15 protein-coding genes are annotated in these 17,184 nt (G+C 49.4%); 14 read left to right on the forward strand and 1 reads right to left on the reverse strand.

The genetic code is table 11. From position 1 onward, the window contains the following. Positions 1–26: 26 nt before the first annotated feature. From RDM37_RS03135 to RDM37_RS03200, 14 genes are all read left to right on the forward strand, one after another. Positions 27–575: a DJ-1 family glyoxalase III gene (locus RDM37_RS03135; RefSeq protein WP_308554912.1), complete on the forward strand. Its 549-nt coding sequence runs from the start codon at positions 27–29 to the stop codon at positions 573–575. 84 nt (positions 576–659) lie between these two features. Next, positions 660–1,796 carry an ABC transporter permease gene (locus RDM37_RS03140; RefSeq protein ID WP_308554914.1) on the forward strand — a complete coding sequence of 379 codons (1,137 nt, stop codon included), beginning with the start codon at positions 660–662 and terminating at the stop codon, positions 1,794–1,796. 17 nt (positions 1,797–1,813) lie between these two features. Continuing rightward, a complete protein-coding gene (locus RDM37_RS03145) occupies positions 1,814–2,929 on the forward strand; it encodes an ABC transporter permease (protein ID WP_308554916.1) in 1,116 nt (371 codons plus the stop codon). A 124-nt stretch (positions 2,930–3,053) separates the two neighbouring features. Beyond that, positions 3,054–4,733, forward strand: coding sequence for a hypothetical protein (locus RDM37_RS03150; protein ID WP_308554918.1), 1,680 nt, complete (start codon positions 3,054–3,056; stop codon positions 4,731–4,733). 1,171 nt (positions 4,734–5,904) lie between these two features. Continuing rightward, entirely contained in the window at positions 5,905–7,548 is a 1,644-nt protein-coding gene (locus RDM37_RS03155) for a leucine-rich repeat domain-containing protein (protein WP_308554920.1), read from the forward strand. Positions 7,549–7,553: 5 nt separating this feature from the next. Then, positions 7,554–8,801, forward strand: a complete 1,248-nt coding sequence (locus RDM37_RS03160) for an Ig-like domain-containing protein (protein WP_308554922.1) — start codon at positions 7,554–7,556, stop codon at positions 8,799–8,801. A 268-nt stretch (positions 8,802–9,069) separates the two neighbouring features. Further along, positions 9,070–10,335: a tail fiber domain-containing protein gene (locus tag RDM37_RS03165; protein WP_308554924.1), complete on the forward strand. Its 1,266-nt coding sequence runs from the start codon at positions 9,070–9,072 to the stop codon at positions 10,333–10,335. A gap of 25 nt (positions 10,336–10,360) precedes the next feature. After that, positions 10,361–11,536, forward strand: a complete 1,176-nt coding sequence (locus RDM37_RS03170) for a hypothetical protein (RefSeq protein ID WP_308554927.1) — start codon at positions 10,361–10,363, stop codon at positions 11,534–11,536. 7 nt (positions 11,537–11,543) lie between these two features. Continuing rightward, positions 11,544–12,515 carry a hypothetical protein gene (locus RDM37_RS03175; RefSeq protein ID WP_308554929.1) on the forward strand — a complete coding sequence of 324 codons (972 nt, stop codon included), beginning with the start codon at positions 11,544–11,546 and terminating at the stop codon, positions 12,513–12,515. A gap of 299 nt (positions 12,516–12,814) precedes the next feature. Continuing rightward, positions 12,815–13,435 carry a C40 family peptidase gene (locus RDM37_RS03180; RefSeq protein WP_308554931.1) on the forward strand — a complete coding sequence of 207 codons (621 nt, stop codon included), beginning with the start codon at positions 12,815–12,817 and terminating at the stop codon, positions 13,433–13,435. Positions 13,436–13,489: 54 nt separating this feature from the next. Beyond that, a complete protein-coding gene (gene pth / locus RDM37_RS03185; RefSeq protein WP_308554933.1) occupies positions 13,490–14,050 on the forward strand; it encodes an aminoacyl-tRNA hydrolase in 561 nt (186 codons plus the stop codon). A 7-nt stretch (positions 14,051–14,057) separates the two neighbouring features. Next, positions 14,058–14,555, forward strand: a complete 498-nt coding sequence (locus RDM37_RS03190) for an RNA-binding S4 domain-containing protein (RefSeq protein ID WP_308554935.1) — start codon at positions 14,058–14,060, stop codon at positions 14,553–14,555. A 15-nt stretch (positions 14,556–14,570) separates the two neighbouring features. Then, entirely contained in the window at positions 14,571–15,725 is a 1,155-nt protein-coding gene (locus tag RDM37_RS03195; protein WP_308554937.1) for a glycosyltransferase family 4 protein, read from the forward strand. Further along, on the forward strand, positions 15,722–16,678 hold the full coding sequence (locus RDM37_RS03200) for a hypothetical protein (protein WP_308554939.1): 957 nt from the start codon (positions 15,722–15,724) through the stop codon (positions 16,676–16,678). The genes RDM37_RS03195 and RDM37_RS03200 overlap by 4 nt, the downstream gene beginning before the upstream one ends. 96 nt (positions 16,679–16,774) lie before the next feature. Here the strand turns inward: RDM37_RS03200 and RDM37_RS03205 are convergent, their stop codons facing one another. Beyond that, positions 16,775–17,179 carry a hypothetical protein gene (locus tag RDM37_RS03205; RefSeq protein WP_298889299.1) on the reverse strand — a complete coding sequence of 135 codons (405 nt, stop codon included), beginning with the start codon at positions 17,177–17,179 and terminating at the stop codon, positions 16,775–16,777. Positions 17,180–17,184 lie beyond the last annotated feature (5 nt).

Consider the following 17,184-nt stretch of genomic DNA (forward strand, 5'->3'; position numbering starts at 1 on the left):
ACTTCACAACAAATAGCATGAGTAATATGAACAACATACTAGTCTTCCTCGCAGAAGGCTTTGAAGAGGTCGAGGCACTCGCCATCGTTGACGTACTCAGACGTGGCAATCAACCTGTTACCACAGTATCCATCACAGGCTCTCTCGCTGTAAGAGGCTCGCATGATGTGACTATCCAAGCAGATATGCTCCTCGAGGAGCTACATAGTGGAGTTCTCCCCAAGGCTATCGCACTACCTGGCGGGATGACCAAGCTCAACGAGTGTAAGCCGCTCCTCGAGCTGATACGTCGTCAGCACGAGGCGGGCGGTACGATCGCTGCTATCTGTGCCTCTCCACGAGTACTGGGCGCAGCTGATATCGGCGACGGCAAGATGCGTGCGACCTGCTACCCAGGCATTGAGGAGCAGGTGCCAGGCTTCGTCTTGACAGGTGCTGATGTAGAGGTGTGCGGACATATCGTCACGGGACGTGGTCCGGCGCTGGCACTACCCTTTGCCTTCAGACTACTCGAGGAGGTAGCGGGTCGTAAGACCGCCGAGCAGGTCGCCGCGGGCTTCCTCTACAAACTATAGTTATCTAGTCTCCTAGAGTCCCTAGTGTTACTAGGAGCACTAGCCAACAGCTAACGGCCAACAGCTAACAGCCAACAGCCAATCATGCGCGTCTTCTTCAAGTTCGTTCGCAAGGAGTTCATCCACATCTTCAGGGATCCGCTTACGCTGATGCTCTTGATAGGCATGCCCATCGTCTTGGTGCTAGCCTTTGGCTTTGCGCTCACCTCTGAGGTAAAGCAGATCGATGTGGTCGTGGCGACACCGACGCGCACCCCTTTTGTCGAGAGACTCTTTACACACCTTGACCAGAGCGACGCAGTAGGCTCCGTCAGCTTGATCACACCGTATGAAGATATGGACGAGGCACTACGCACAGGCGCAGCGCACGTCATCATCGTCCTCCCCAACGAAATAGACAAAGAGCTGCTCGCAGGTACCGAGCCTACCGTGCAGCTCCGTCTTGATGCGAGCGATCCTAATACCTCAGCACTCATCAGCGCACAGATACAGGGACTCATCTACACGACCGTGCAGGAGTACCTAGAGCAGTTTGGCGCACTCATGGCGATGCGTATGGCGACCATGAAACCTTATCAGATAGAGACTTTCACGACGCTACTCTACAACCCCGAGATGCGGGCACCTTACTACTTCGTGCCAGGCGTCATGAGCTTGGTCCTGATGATCATCTGCGCCCTGATGACCTCTGTCTCGATCGTTCGGGAGAAGGAGTTTGGCTCTATGGAGGTCCTACTCACCTCGCCCGTCAATCCGATCACCATACTGCTCTCTAAGACCGTCCCCTACTTCACGCTGAGCATCTTTAACGTGGTCACTATCTTACTCTTGTCACGCTTCGTGCTGGGAGTGCCGCTACTAGGGTCGGTGAGTGCTATCTTCTTCGTGTCGCTCCTCTTCATCCTCGTGTCGCTCCTCCTCGGCATGCTCATCAGCACCATCACAGACAATCAGACCGCCGCCATGCTCATCAGTGGTGCCGGACTACTACTCCCCGTAGCGATGCTCTCGGGCATGTTCTTTCCGATCGAGAGTATGCCGATAGTGCTACAATACTTCGCCCGTGCGATCCCCGCCACATGGTACTCCATAGCGGTCAAAAAGTTGATGATACAGGGTCTCGGCTGGTCCTCGATCCTCTGGGAGTCGCTCATCATGACGGGTATGAGCGTCGTACTAGTCATCCTAGCGCTGCTCAACTTTAAGAAGAAACTAGAGTAAACCCTCCCTGATATCCTATGCTACTAGCTCTCATACGCAAAGAGATATACAACCTGCTCCGCAATAGGTTGCTACTTGGGATGGTCGTCATGTACCCTATCGTCGTCTTGATGCTCCTCCCCTTTGCTACGACTACGGATATCAAGAATCTGCAGACTGTCGTCATCGATCACGACCATACGTCGCTCTCACAGAGACTACAGCAGCAGTTCTTTAGCTCAGGCTACTTTGTCAACGCTTGGCAGGGGCAGCTCCCCCCCACCCTTCAGGAAGGTATGGAGCTCATAGAGGATGGTCAGGCCGATCTCATCATAACGATCCCGCCACGCTTTGAGGAGCAGCTCATGCGTTATCAGAAGGCTCAGATCGAAGCACGAATCAACGCTTTTAACGCTACAAAAGGTGCCGTCGCCGGGGGCTACACACAGCAGATCGTACAGCAGTTTGTCGCTCAGCTCAACGAGTCCACCGGAATAGAGGAGCTAGCCACCATACCGATCCGCATCGTCGAGGTCAATCGCTACAATCCTCAGGTAAACTACAAGAACTATATCATCCCCGGCCTTGTCGCCATGCTCATTACGATGACCGCATTCATCCTCCCAGCACTCAATATGGTGCAGGAGAAGGAGGTCGGCACCATCGAGCAGATGAACGTCACGCCGATCCACCCGCTCGTCTTCATGCTCTCCAAGGCACTCCCCTATATCGTCATATCGATATTCATGGTCTTTCTGGCACATCCTATCGTCGGGCTGCTGTACGGCTTATGGCCCCAAGGCAATGTCGGGATGATGATCGTCGGCACCATGCTCTACGTCCTCGCTATGAGCGGACTGGGACTGCTCATCACCAACTTTGCGCATACGCAGCAGCAGGCGATGTTCTCCTTCTTCTTCGTCTTGATGTTTTTCATCCTCCTCGGTGGGCTCTTCACCCCGATCGAGGGTATGCCGTCGTGGGCACGTGCCCTAGCCGTGTCGCACCCCTTCACGCACTATAGCATCTTGATGCGCACTTACTACCTCAAGCCAGTAGCCTTCACCGAGCTATGGCGCGAGCTGACGGCACTCTCTGTCTTTGCCGTGGTCAACGGTACAGCCGCCATCCTCACCTATCGTAAGCGCGCTTAGCGACAAGGGGTTGAGCCACTCCTCTCCCCATTTTTTTCGTACCTTTGGAGATGATTTGCCTGATCCATGGGCTATCGCTCATTTTGTAGATCAGCGCTATTCACTAAACACACACTATTATCTTATGAAAAGACAATACACCTTACTCCTACTCCTGGCTATGACTCTGCTAGGAGTAGCTACACAGACGAAGGCTCAGGCACCGCTCATGGAGCCCAGCATCGATCTAACCTTCATCACCGATGACGAAAACGCCTCGCTCCTCATAGGCGTCGTCGCACCCGTCGACGGGTGCTGGATAGACCTCAATGGTGACGGTCAGTGCCAGGACAATGAGAAGATCCTAAAGGGAAAAGAAAAGAGAGCTATCGACCTTCCCAAAGATCTGACCCACACGACTATCTATGGTCCGATCACCTACCTCAATCTCAATAAGACTGCACTCACCGCTATCGATCTCTCCAAGATCAATACCCTTAAGGAGCTATGGTGCTACCAGACAGGGATTATGGAGCTCGACGTCACTGGGCAGACTGATCTTGAGAAGCTCTTTTGCCACTCAAATATGATTAAGAAGCTAGACCTCTCGAAGAATCCTAAGCTCAGAGAGCTCGGTGTGCAGAATTCTATGCTCACGGCGATAGACCTCTCTAAGCTGCCAGAGCTTGAGGTGGCTGTGCTCAGTGGTAATAAAATCAGCTCAGTAGATCTAACACACAACCCTAAGCTAAGGATACTCTACTGCGAAAAGACCGAGCTCACCTCACTAGACCTCTCTAAGTGTCCTGACCTCACCTTCATACAGTGCAGTATGAATTATGATCTCAAGACCGTAGATCTCTCTATGCTACCCAAGCTAGAGGTCTTCAAGGCTGACCTAATAGGTATGAAGTCACTAGACGTCTCTCACAACCCCAAGCTCAAGCAGCTACACCTCGGGGGTAATAATCTGACTACGCTAGATCTATCAAAGAATCCGCTACTAGAGGAGCTGAACCTCAATCTCAACAAGAAGCTCACCTCACTCGACTTCCTCTCTGATCTGCCCGAGCTCAAGATGCTTGCGATCAAGAAAATCAACCTTACCATCGATCCAGACTTCTCTAAGAACACCAAGCTGGAGTACATTAATATGGCTAATTGTGGATTTAAGAAGGTCGATCTCTCGCACAATCCGATGATAAGTAAACTCTTCTGCGAGAGGAATGAGCTCACCGAGCTAGACCTGACGAAGACACCTAAGCTAGTAGACCTCATCGCCTTTGAGAACAAACTTACCAAGCTAGACTTCTCAGCTTGTAAGCAGCTTCAGTACGCCGACATCTCCGTCAATGCGATCGATGAGCATGCTATGCAGGTAATTGTGGAGTCTATCCCTAAGTTCAAGCTACTGGATCCGACGTTCCTTGCTGCTGGCCGATTCATCGCCATCGACATCGCAGAGGCAGAGGAGAAAAATGACATCACCGATAGACAAGTCAAGGTCGCTACCGACAAGGGCTGGGTGCTCATGAATGGTAATGCTGGTGATCCACAGCCATACCCTGGTAGAAGCACCGTCTCCGTGACACAACTCACTACGGCCGAGACAGCTATCTACTATAATGCCGCAGACGAGCGTCTCTACGTACGTCTCGCTGAGGACATGCCCGCTACCCTACTGAAGGTCTATGCAGCCTCTGGCGAGGAGCTCCTGAGCGAAGTGTACGACCAGGACGATAGCTCTATCTACGTAGGCTACCTACCACAAGGAGCCTACATCGTACAGGTAGGAGACGCCACCTACAAGTTTGTCAAGAGGTAGCAAGCCCTCACCGCCTATAGCCCAAATCATGGCATAGGCATCAGGAGAGCGTCACAAGAAGTGACAGCCTCCACAGATATCCACGTGGGAAGTCTCAAATCCCCACGTGGATATTTTTTATTCTCCACGTAGGCGCGAAAAAATTCTTCCGAAGTTTCATTTCATTCTTCCGAAGTTTTATTTCATTCCTCCGAAGTTTTATTTCGTCCCTCCGTGGGGATTTCTAAATTCCTCCCTAGGGATTTGAGAATATCCACATGGAGATCATAACGATTAGGGAAAATTCGACGCCTGATCGCTACAATAATTTAGAATTGACTACATATCAAAACGGCGCCGCGTCGGGGAAAACTGATTTCCACGTGGAGATTTTGAAATATCCACGTGGAGATTTTTTATTTCCCAGGTAGGGAATAAAAAATTCTTCGGAGGAATGAAATGAAACTTCGGAGGAAATGAATGACGCCCACGTGGAAAATAAAAAATATCCACGTGGAGATTTGAGATTTTCCACGTGGATATTCGAGAAAGGAGGGAATCGGACGAATTTCCCCGTAAAGATATGTAAATGGAGACTAGAGGTTAGAAGTTAGAGATTAGAGATTAGAGATCCGATCACTCTGATAGCTCCTATGGTTCCGATAGCTAACAGCCAACAGCCAATCCATGGCTGACACATTATTATGTATAGTGCCCTCATCTATGCCTCGATTGTCTTTGTCTGTAGCTCCTGACAGAGCGAGTATAATGCGTCAGCCCTAACGACTTCTGAGTCAAGGCTATCTCGAGTCACAAAATATCCATAAGAGACTGTTGCATAAAGGCGAATCGCAGTGTTGCTTTCGGGGTTCGGCTTCGGTCACATACGGAGGTATGCTCCCTTCAGACCTCACCCTCAGCGCCTTGCGCTTCATCCTTTCTGCAAAGTCAGGACAATCTTGCTTGCAAGATTGTGAGACTATTGACTTTTGCAATAGTCTTCATAAAGTTTTTCCTATATTTGTAGATGTGTTACACATGGCTCTGGATGAGTTCGACGCTGAGGCGTGCAGCTCCGTAGGCTACATACCGTATTATCTTGTTGCAATGAGAGGAGATACCGTTTTGTGGCGATGTGACAGGGCTATAAGACAACCATCATGTAGACTAATCAATCTAAATACAACTAGTTATGGTAAGACAGTTACTCTTTTTGGCCACCACGCTACTCTTGTCTGCGACATTTGCGTGGACACAGACCAGTGGCAAGACAGGATCCCTCTCGTGGGATTACAACGCAGAGACAGCTACTCTGACGCTCTCTGGAACTGGCGATATGCCCAACTATGAGCTAGGAACAGCTCCATGGGGAGAGTTTCTGGAGCAAATCGAGACGATCACGATCTCATCCGGGATTACAACGATCGGTAACAATGCCTTCAGCAACTGCGTCCGACTGACCAACATCAACGTTCCTGATGGTCTTAGACGCATTGGCGAGAGTTCGTTCCTCGCATGTATCAGTCTACCGAGTATTATACTGCCTCCCAGCCTTAGGGAGATCGGTGACGGCGCTTTTGAGAGCTGCGAAAAGCTTGAGACAGTCTCTCTCCCTGCAAGCGGGCTAGAGATCATTGAGCCATTTGCATTCACTGAGTGTGGTGCCCTAGCGAATCTGGAAATTCCCAAGACTGTCACAACCATCGGTCGCTGGGCTTTCAGCGGATGCACCTCTATCCCCAAGATTGTTATCCCGTCTAGTGTACGATCGATAGGCGACAACGCCTTCAGCAGCAATACGGCACTCCAGGAGCTAACGCTATCAGAGGGGTTAGAGACCATCGAGGAGGCCGCATTTAGTGCCTGCGAAAACCTGCCAAGTGTACTCATCCCGGCGTCTGTACAGGAGATCGGAGGAGGAGTTTTTGCAGATTGCTTCAAGCTCAAGAAGATCGACATAAACCCTCAAAACAAAGCCTACACAACAGTCGATGGCGTCCTATATACAGCAGATAAGCAGACCATTGTGCAGTACCCAGCAGGTAAGGAGGGGGGCAGCTTCGCAATACCTACATCCGTTAATAAAGTAGGTTCGCTAGCCTTCGCTGGCACTGTAGCACTGACCAGCGTGACGCTACATGATGGTCTCAAAATCATCGAAGACTATGGCTTCGCACGATGTGATGAGCTAAAGACAATAGCTATTCCTGCAGGCGTAGCAGAGATTGGTAACGCACCATTTCACGACTGCCTCAGTCTAGCAACGATAGAGGTCTCTCCAGAAAACATAAACTACACCTCTCACGATGGAGTCCTCTACGACAAGTCACAAGTGACACTAATCCAATACCCCGCGGGCAAGCAGGATACCTCTTATAGTCTCCCCAAGAGCGTACAAAATATCAAGGAGTTCGGACTCTTCGACAATCAGTTTATTGAGAGTGTAGAGCTACCCAGTGGCTTGAGCTACATCGGAGATTTAACTTTTGGCTTTGACAAGAGTCTCAGTGAGATCACGGTACAGATGACTGACCCCAGCCAAGTGACGCTAGGCCTTATGGTCTTCTTCAGAGGATTTGGAGCCGTCCCATGCAAGCTCCGCGTACCTAAAGGCACCAAAGAGCTATATCAGCAGAGCGAGCAGTGGCAAGACTTCTCAGAGATGGAGGAGTTCGAGCCTCAGGGCATTGAGATCGTAACGCCTACCCAGCCAGATACGACAGTCGTATATGACCTTAGTGGACAGCAACTGCCTACAGATCTCCAGCAGCTCCCTGATGGGATCTATATCATCAATGGAGAGAAGATAATCAAGCAGACAAACATCAACTTATAAATACTATGAACTGCAAACTTCTATCCCAGGTCTTAGGACTCTTAGTCCTCCTATCTCTTTTGGCATCCTGTGAGAAGGAGCCAGAGTCTGTAGTGCTCATGGTCAAAACAAGCACGCTCTCTATTACTGTCGGTGAGCAGGCCACGATAGAGTACAGTGTACAGTCTGAGTGCAGTGTCGTGACCTTTGTCTCTGACCACCCAGAGATAGCCAGTGTCAGTGACCAAGGGGTCGTATCTGGTGTGGCCGAGGGGCAGTGTACCATCTCTGTAAAGGCCGGCGCCGAAACACACACCGTCGCAGTCTCCGTGACGGCTGCTCCTATAAAGGATGACCAGCAGATGCCTCTACTCAAGTTCGGTGCTGAGCTAGATGATGAGGGACGCGTGACTGACCCTGAGATTATAGCTTATGAGGCTAAGCTAGGACGTAAGCCCATGACGATACACTACACTCCTGATATGGACTATGTAGGCTTTGCCAATCCAGAGCTTTCCACGATTACTGGAACAATCTATGGCATTTCCGTCGGAGATCTAGCACAGACCATTGGGGCTTATAGTACAGAGCCTGTGGAGGAGTGCCCTAAGACGAGAGAGATGCTCCAAAAGCTGGGCTTTACGACTATCGAGGAGATCCAAATCCCCGTAGATGACAAGGGCAACACGGCCCCCGCTCTCAAGTCAGTCCATAGCAGAAACAGCAAGCTCACTGTATACGTGGTGAAAGAGGACTACCCTGAGCTACGAGCCAAATCCTATCTAGAGTTCATCCAGGAACGAGGCGCACAGCCTCCTTATGTGGCTCACGAGATACTCCCTGATATAAAGGATTTTCCCACAATCTCCGATTTTAAGGCTAAAGATGCTGATGCTGTCAAAGCCTTTGAGGAGCGGCTTGCTCTGCGCACACTAGATCCTGACCTATCAGAGGGTGGCAATCTCTGGTATAGTGTCAAGAGAGATGCTGAGGAGAAAACCAATATCGACTGGGCTTACTACGTCTTCACACCTGATGGCGGAGCTCCCTTTATCAACATCCAGCTACTCTGCATCAAAGATAATAAGGATCTCCAGTCCGATGCCTTCAAAAAGTATCTTAAGACCAACGGCTTCGACCAGGACTACACCTATGATACCGAGACTAATATGGTCAAGGTCTACAACGCACAGGGTGATATGTGTCAAGTATTCTTGCGTGAGTTTGACGGGATCATTCGTTGCCTCGTACAGATCGTAGGATCACGATACTAAGACGATCTAGGACCACACTTCTCTAGTAATAAATAGGGCTTGCTGAGTCTACTGGCTCAGCAAGCCCATACTTCAAAAACGATAAATCCTATGTCTAGACACAGATTACTTTCTTTTATGCTTGCTATCTTGCTGGGCTCTGTTGCTTGCAGTTAAGCTTAGCAAGTAATGGCAATATACACTAAGAGTGTGTGAAGTCATTTTTTATTACTACATTTGCGTTAGAAGATACTAATAGACAACAATACTAACTAAAACCAACAATATTATGACACGAAAACTAACTCTCTTACTACTCACGCTACTCTCATTAGTTGTGACTGCCAAAGCTCAGCTTAGGGTGCGTCCTGATGGCAGTGTCCATATGGGGACAACATCAATAACAGCATCTTCGCTTGAAAAAGATGCATTACTTGTCGTATCTGAGCCAGGGAAATCGGCTTCTTCCATCGGCTTCAAGCTAGACCAAAAGGAAAACCCATTGGGTCGAATAGAGTTTTTGAGAGAATCTAAACTCAAAGAGTTGTCTATGAATTTTTGTCATAACGCAGCTCTTGTCTTGAAAGATTATGATGATGGTCGAATTGTTTTTAGGTTTCAAGTATCCCCAGGGTTTCAGCCCATGCCATTAATAAATGATGTCGCTCCATCTTCATTAGACACTTTATCCCATTCTGATGATATAGACGAGTTTATGATGCGTAGAAATGGTTCAGGACTAGATATGCGTTATGATGCACAGTATCGCTTGTTTTTTGAGCCTATGGGTTATGCACGAATCTTCTCTTTGGGAAGTTCAAAAAACTATTGGACAGAAGCTTATATAACACAATCTCACTTCAAAAAATTTCCTATTATTACTTCCGATCAATCTGCTAAAGAAAATGTGGAAGAAATTGACGAGGATGAAGCAAGTCGAGCACTATTAAAGTTACGCCCAGTTACATATACGCTCAAAGAAGATAATGCAAATGCTTCAGACCTAGTATCACTTGACAAGTCTAACTTCAAGGCTCAAAACCATCACAACTACGGTTTGATTGCTCAAGAAGTTTTAGAGATCTTTCCAGACATCGTTGAGTATGACACAGTCTCTAAACAATATGGGATTCGCTATATGGAGCTTATTCCTATCTTGATTGTAACACTACAAAGGCAGCAACAAGAAATCGAGATCCTCAAAGAGCATATTGGTCGATCTACCGAAAGTAAATACCAACCATTGCGAACAGCAACAGATATTTCTACTCCAAATGATATAGCATCTTACACTCCAAAGCTTTGGGAGGCTGTTCCTAATCCATTTTCAGATCAAACCTCAATCGCATACTATGTGCCAAGTGAAGTGACGGATGCTTACATCGCTTTATTAAACCTGCAAGGAGAAATGTTGGAAAGTTATCCTTGTACCGAAAGAGGTTATAAAGCTAATGTTTTAATCTCTTCGGATGGGCTTGCTAGTGGGCTCTATCTATATGCTCTCATCGTAGATGGCGTAGAAGTTGCAATGCGCAAACTAGTTGTCAAGAAATAGAACAAAAAAACAGAGCTTTATAGCTATGAAACACTTTATTGTAGTACTGATATGCTTCTTGTTTTGTGGCAGTTTACTATCTCAAGAAACTTTTGAATGTCTTACACCTACGTCACAAATAGCTCTAAATACTTGGAACAATCTGAGGCATGATGATTATATACCAAATGAGAAGACCCATATTAAGACAGTTCGGGTTGCCTTGCATTACATTTTGCCTCAAAAAGATGAAATAGACTCTCTTCGTAATTTTGAGCCGATAAGAAGGGATGGCTTGCTTAATGGTTATGAATATGCAGAAAAGCTTGTCAATATGGCTAATATAATTTGGGTAAACAACGAAAAGATGAGATTGATGCCCAATAACAATACTTCTGTCCTAGAGCCTAAAGTACAACTTCAACTTTCGGGTGTATCATATATTTATGACGATGGTGAATACCGCCGTTTTTTCAAACTACATCCTTATGCTAAAGACGAAGGATTTCGTAATTTAGATCCGACAAAAGGTTGTATAGATGTCTATGTATACAATACAGACAAAGTCAATGATAGTGGAGGTGTAGCTGGTGGGATTCCAGCAAAGTATTTGGCTGTTAGAGGAGGTTGGCTACGCTATCTTACAGATCTAAAACGTATGAAAGCAAATACACCAACTTGTGGTTTAGAAGTTCACGCTTGGACTTTAAATCATGAGCTAGGACATTGTATGAGCCTATACCATACAGTAGTATGGGGAGAAAGTGATGATTGCGATGACACCCCATCTGTAGCTGAAATAACAGCATATGCGGATAGTTTAGGAAGGGACGACACGGATTGTGGCAATTCTTGGGAACCCGTTTACGACAAGAAGACAAGAGAGGAGATAACCAAAGATGCCTACTTGACGAAGAGCAACAATCTAATGGATTATGGCAATTGGGCAATAACACCTCAACAGCTTGGAAAGATTCACTATACCCTCTCTCACTCTCTCAAAGATGTGACAATATCCAACTACGAGATAGACAAACTGACTATATCTAGTATGAAAAGATCTGATAACTCATTTACCTCAAAACGTATAGATATCGTTCCCACATCTCAGATGGAAATTGAAGAAGGGGAGTCAATGATATTAAACAGCTCTGAAGTTTCGATTCAAGGAGACTTCAGCGTACAGAAAGGAGGATACTTTGTTGTTAACATTGAAAAATAAAGTGATTATGAATAGTAGAATGATGATCGCATCACTTATTATGATGATGTCGTTTGGAGCAAGCTTGTTAGCTCAGGAGACACTGCCACTACATCCAGGCGTAGGGTCGGAGTGGTATTACGACATTGCCTCCTTAAGAGTTCCCTACGGATATGAGTATGGATACATCAAGGTGGCTATCGTCCAGGATACAATCGTAGATGAGATCCCCTGTCTTAAGACTGTCACGGAGTTTTATAACGAGCGGGGACATTTGTTCGATCGCAAGACAGGGTTGGTGCTTTATGAAGGTGCTAAGGCGTACGACCTATGCGATGGTAAGAAGTACCTCAAGTATGACCTTGATGCTCAGGAGGGAGAGGAGGTGCCCATCGGGTTTAACTATCAGCAGATGGATCCCCAGAGACACAGCATCTTAGGCACTAAGGCTATCGTAGAGAAGCGTGAGCTAATCGATATAGATGGTCATCAGCTGATACGACAGCTCTACAAGATAGATGTGTGCTATAAGACAGCTGAAGGGTCGGTCGTAGACACCCTGCGCAGGAGCTTCACACAGCTTATAGGCTGTGAGGAGAGAGATAATCTGCAGGGGATCTTCCCTCTTTGGTATGATCCTACGGGAGATACGAAGCTCTTCGATAGTCCTAATGAGAAGTTTAGATGCTTCCATAGCCCATCATTTGAGTACAAGGCAAAGTATGGACATGATTGCGACTATGTCTCTTATCCAGTGGCTATAGAGCTGGTGCAAAGTGCTACGCCAAGGCTTTGGATCGAAGGCGACAAGCTCTTATGGAGCGAAGTGACACCTCAAGCGATCTCCGTCTACGATATGTCTGCCACACTCATCCGCAGAGTAACGATAGCAGGCGGAGTCTCGTCAGCTGGACTAGACTTCCTCACAAAGGGAGAGAGCTACCTCTTCGTCGTAGAGGACTCCCTGGGCCAGAGATATGCGCAGACGTTGCTCTTTTGATAAATACTTCCTATGCGCCTATAGGTAGCCGCAATAGACACTAGGCGTAAGACAAGTAGTGCTACGCTCTTTTATTTGCAGTTAAGCTTAGCGAGTAATAGCCATGTACGCGGCATGGTGTCGAGGTAGGTCGTTTGTTTTTGCAGGGAGAAATTAGTACCTTTGCTCCAAATGTACAGCTACCCATAGCTACAACAACATACTAGATGAGTTATAAACCTAGATCTATCAGACTGCTCCTAAGCACCTTCCTGCTCACATTGCTCCTAAGTCAATGTGCAGCCAAGAGTCCCAGCGGTATGACCTCTAAGCGTCCCGTACTAAAGCGCCCCCCCATACAGCGTGTGGTGGGGAGCAAGGCTCAGACGGCTCACGACGAACTGGTCGCTGACCTGATCGATACAGGCAAGGAGCTACTAGGCAAGCCGTACGGATATAGAGGTAATCTGCCCTGGCGTATGGACTGCTCGGGCTTCATATCATACGTCTACTCACAATATGGTATCACGGTACCCCGTGGATCCGCTACACAAGCTAGATATGTCAAACCAGTTAAGAAGGAGGATGTACTACCAGGAGACTTGCTCTTCTTTACGGGGCGTAATCGCAGTAGTGGTCGTGTGGGACATGTGGCGATGGTCATCGATGTCATTGATGGCGATCCTGTCATGATGCACAGCACCAATAGCCGTGGTATCATCATCGAGCGCCTCGGCCGTAGCGCATACTTCTCCAGTCGCTATCTGAGTGCTGGGCGTGTGCCTGAGATGAATAAGCTGATCGAGGAGGGAACGATGATGGTGCCCGAGCCAAAGCTCTCGCCTATCGCACCTAATCACCAGATTAATCCGATAGATATAGATCGTGAGAACCTCCTACCAGAGATACCTATCGCTGCGCCTAAGCAGTGGCGTAGATAGGCTCTCTGTGAGACTGAGCGATGCGGTCTCGCTACCCTTGTCATCTATCGCAATATGAATCAATATCTAATCGTCGGGCTCGGTAATCCTACGGAGGAGTATCGTGGCACGAGACACAACATAGGCTTTCGTATGGTGAACCACCTTGCTGACAAGCAGGGATGGACATGGTCTACGGCTCGACACGGGGAGATCACCTCAGGACGCATTAAGAATGTCCAGCTGACGCTCCTCAAGCCATCTACCTATATGAACCTGAGTGGCACAGCCGTGCGCTACTGGATGCGGGAATTGAAGCTGCCGATAGAAAACATACTCATCTGTCTCGATGACTTGGCGCTCCCCTTCGGCACGCTTCGTATGAAGCCGGGCGGTAGTGCAGGCGGGCACAATGGTTTGAAGCATATCACGGAGCTACTCGGCACAGATCGCTATCCGCGACTACGCTTTGGCATAGGGCATGACTACCCGAGGGGTAAGCAGATAGAGTATGTGCTGGCGCAGTTTCCCGAGGGGGAGCTGGCCGACATGCCGCGGCTCCTAGAGCGTACCGATGAGATGATCGAGAGCTTCTGCCTGATAGGTGTGGAGCGGACGATGAATAGCTTTAACTAGTCAAGCCATGAGCAGACCTGTACGGATCGATAGTTTCCTCTGGGCGGTGCGTATCTTCAAGACACGCTCCATAGCGCAGGATGCTTGCCGGAAGGGTAGGGTGGCGATCAATGATGTGACTGCCAAACCGGCTAAAATGGTGATGGCGGGCGACATCATATCGGTGCGCAAGCCACCCGTGACGCTATCCTTTAAGGTGCTGCAGACCACAACCAATCGTATGGGTGCTAAGCTCGTCCCTGAGTATATACTCAATGTAACGCCTCCTGAGCAGTACGAGCTACTAGAGATGAAGCGTATGTCGGGCTATGTGGATCGTGCACAGGGCCTTGGCAGACCGACCAAGCGTGAGCGACGGGACCTAGAGCAATTCCTCCAGGCACCAGTCGTGGAGGCACCTCTAGAGGAGTGGGACGATGAGCCTCTCGACTATGATGAGCCACTCGACTACGATGAGGAGCAAGACAGTCCCTCATCCAATCTCCTCGACTGGGACAACTGGTAAGCAACTGCTGACGACATGCAGTACACGCCTCGCATACTGATCATCCATAGAGCGCTGGCTCCCTATCGGATAGACCTCTTCTCTCACTTGGCGAAGCGGTACGATGTGGAGCTATACTTAGAGTATGGTCAGCCACTGGAGCAAGACTTTAACTTAGCACAGCAGGGGGAGCGCATACAGTTTGACTATAAGCTATTAGCCCCTGGGGGGCGTCTCCTACCTAATCTGCGTCCCGAGATACTGCGTATCTTGCGCAAGCCGTATGACTTGATCCTCTGTAGCGAGTTTAACCTCCTGACAGGGATGCTCTACCTACTGCGTAGACGCTCGGCACGTCCCCTACCCCGTCTCGTTTCTATGTGCGATGACAACTTGGTGACGGCCGAGGCAACTATCGCTGACTCTTCCTACTGGTCTAAGCGCTGGCTACTAGATCGCCTCGATGGGGTGATCCTATGCAACGAGCAGGTGAAGGATCGCTATCGAGATCTATACCGTGGAGAACTATCGAAGTGGCACTACCTACCGATCGTACAAGATGAGCAATACTTGCAGCAACAGGTCGCACTAGCAGAGGCGCAGACCACAGTGCTACGCTCCCGCTATGCTATCCCTGACGGGCGGGCGATAATCCTCTACGTGGGGCGGCTCGATAAGGTAAAGAACTTGCCACGCCTCCTAGACGCTTTCAGATTAGTTATCGACGAAGGGCTAGACCTCCAGCTGCTGATGGTGGGTGATGGACCGATGGACGCGGAGCTACGTCAGCAAGCTACGATGCTCAAGCTAGAGGAGCGGATTACCTTTGCGGGCAAGCAGCAGGGGAGTGATCTCTATGCGCATTACGGACTCGGAGATGCGCTGATACTGCCGAGTACTGACGAGCTCTTTGGTGCGACGGTTGCTGAGGCGCTCGCCCTAGGCATGCCCGTAGCGGTGAGCGAGGTAGCGGGCTCCTGCACACTCGTTCGCTCTGAGCGGGAGGGTTACCGACTGAACCCGCTAGATACAGAGGATATAGCACGAGCTTTGCGGCATCTCTATGACTTGATAGGGGAGCGCTGTGGTGGGATCACCAGACAGTCGCTACTGCCCTATACTTTCGACCAATATATGTTGCAGCTAGATGGCTATCTAGATAGTTTGATCGCTGAGCGCTATAAGTCATGATACAACGATATAAGAGTTCGCTCCCAGCGTCACTGGCACTCCTTACGATCGTAATCGTCTGGGCACTCTGTGTCGTCATACAGTGGTACTTGCTCGCTCCACAGCTTGATAGTACAGCACTGCTTGTGGGCTTTGTCTCTCACGTACTGGCACTGGTAGCTACGCTCGGACTGTCAGACCGCATAGCCATACAGCTCCTCCTCATCACGCCCCGTCAGCGAGCGCTCTTACTGCTCCTGCAGGCATTGCTCTTGGTGCCGCTCACTACATTCTTTACGCTCAGCTGGTCCGTCTGGGCACTCCCCGCGCTGCTCATCTCGCTATACCTGCAGATGCTCTGCTACAGTCGTCCTGACCGGCGCCAGGTGCTCACCCTCGCCGGACTCATGATGGGCATTGCCGTACTGCTCTACCCTCCGTTGCTTCTGATCGTACCGCTGAGCTTGTCGCTCCTCGCCTTGATGAAGGTGCGTCGCCTGCGCGCCTACCTCGCCTATCTCTGTGGCTTCATAGCGATACTCTGGCTCGTACTGCCTACGCTCTACCTCTGGCAAGGTGCTACGCCACTGCTAAACCTCTACGCACAGCTACAGATCAGCGTAGAGACGCTTCTAAGCCCCGCTACGCCCTTCGAGTGGATAGGGTGGGGCGTTATAGCCCTGACGCTCATTATGGCGCGTATCGGGCTGGAAAGCATTCGTGGAGGCTCTCACGTCGTCACCTGGTACCGACAGAGAGCGCTGCTACTGATGACGACCTTCGTCCTCCTGCTGGCACTGGTACAGGCAGAGACGATGCGCTCCACGCTCCTACTAGCCGTACCGCTGGTCATCATACCGATCACCCCCTGGGCGAGTCAGCTCTCCCGCTATGCGTGGCGCTACCTACTGCCACTCCTCGTGATCCTCGTCACGACGCTGCAGCTGCTCCTCGCGGGCCTCGTCGTCCTCTAGGATAATAAGCGCATACAAAAGGAGGCTATCAACTAATGTGACAGCCTCCTCTCGTTCTTGTTGTCTAACTTCTATCTAACCATCAAAGCGTTGCGCTCATTGCGCCTTGCTCGTGCGTAGCTCTTTCCAGAGATCTATGACGAGTAGGACGGCGACGACGCAGACAAATGGTAGTATAGCTGCCTGTCCCCACGAGAAGTGGGGTAGGAGATCCGAGCAGAGGTGCCCTACATTGAGCAGCAGGGTGAGACAAGCGAGTACGAAACTGACGATAGTGCTCCAGCGTCGCTTGCCGTAGCAGCTACAGAGCAGTCCGACGAGTGGTACTAGGTAAAGCATCCACCCCGTAAAGGCGGTCATGGCAGGAAGCATCTCTGTGGTCATCTCCTCCGTTGCTATGCTGAGACCAGCAAAGAGTGGCATCAGCTCACAGAGCGTGTGGAAGATGTATCCCATCGGGATGAAAGCCCATAGGAGGGCGGTACGAGTCTGTCTATTCATAGGTC

The organism is uncultured Porphyromonas sp., from assembly GCF_902489635.1.
GTDB lineage: Bacteria > Bacteroidota > Bacteroidia > Bacteroidales > Porphyromonadaceae > Porphyromonas.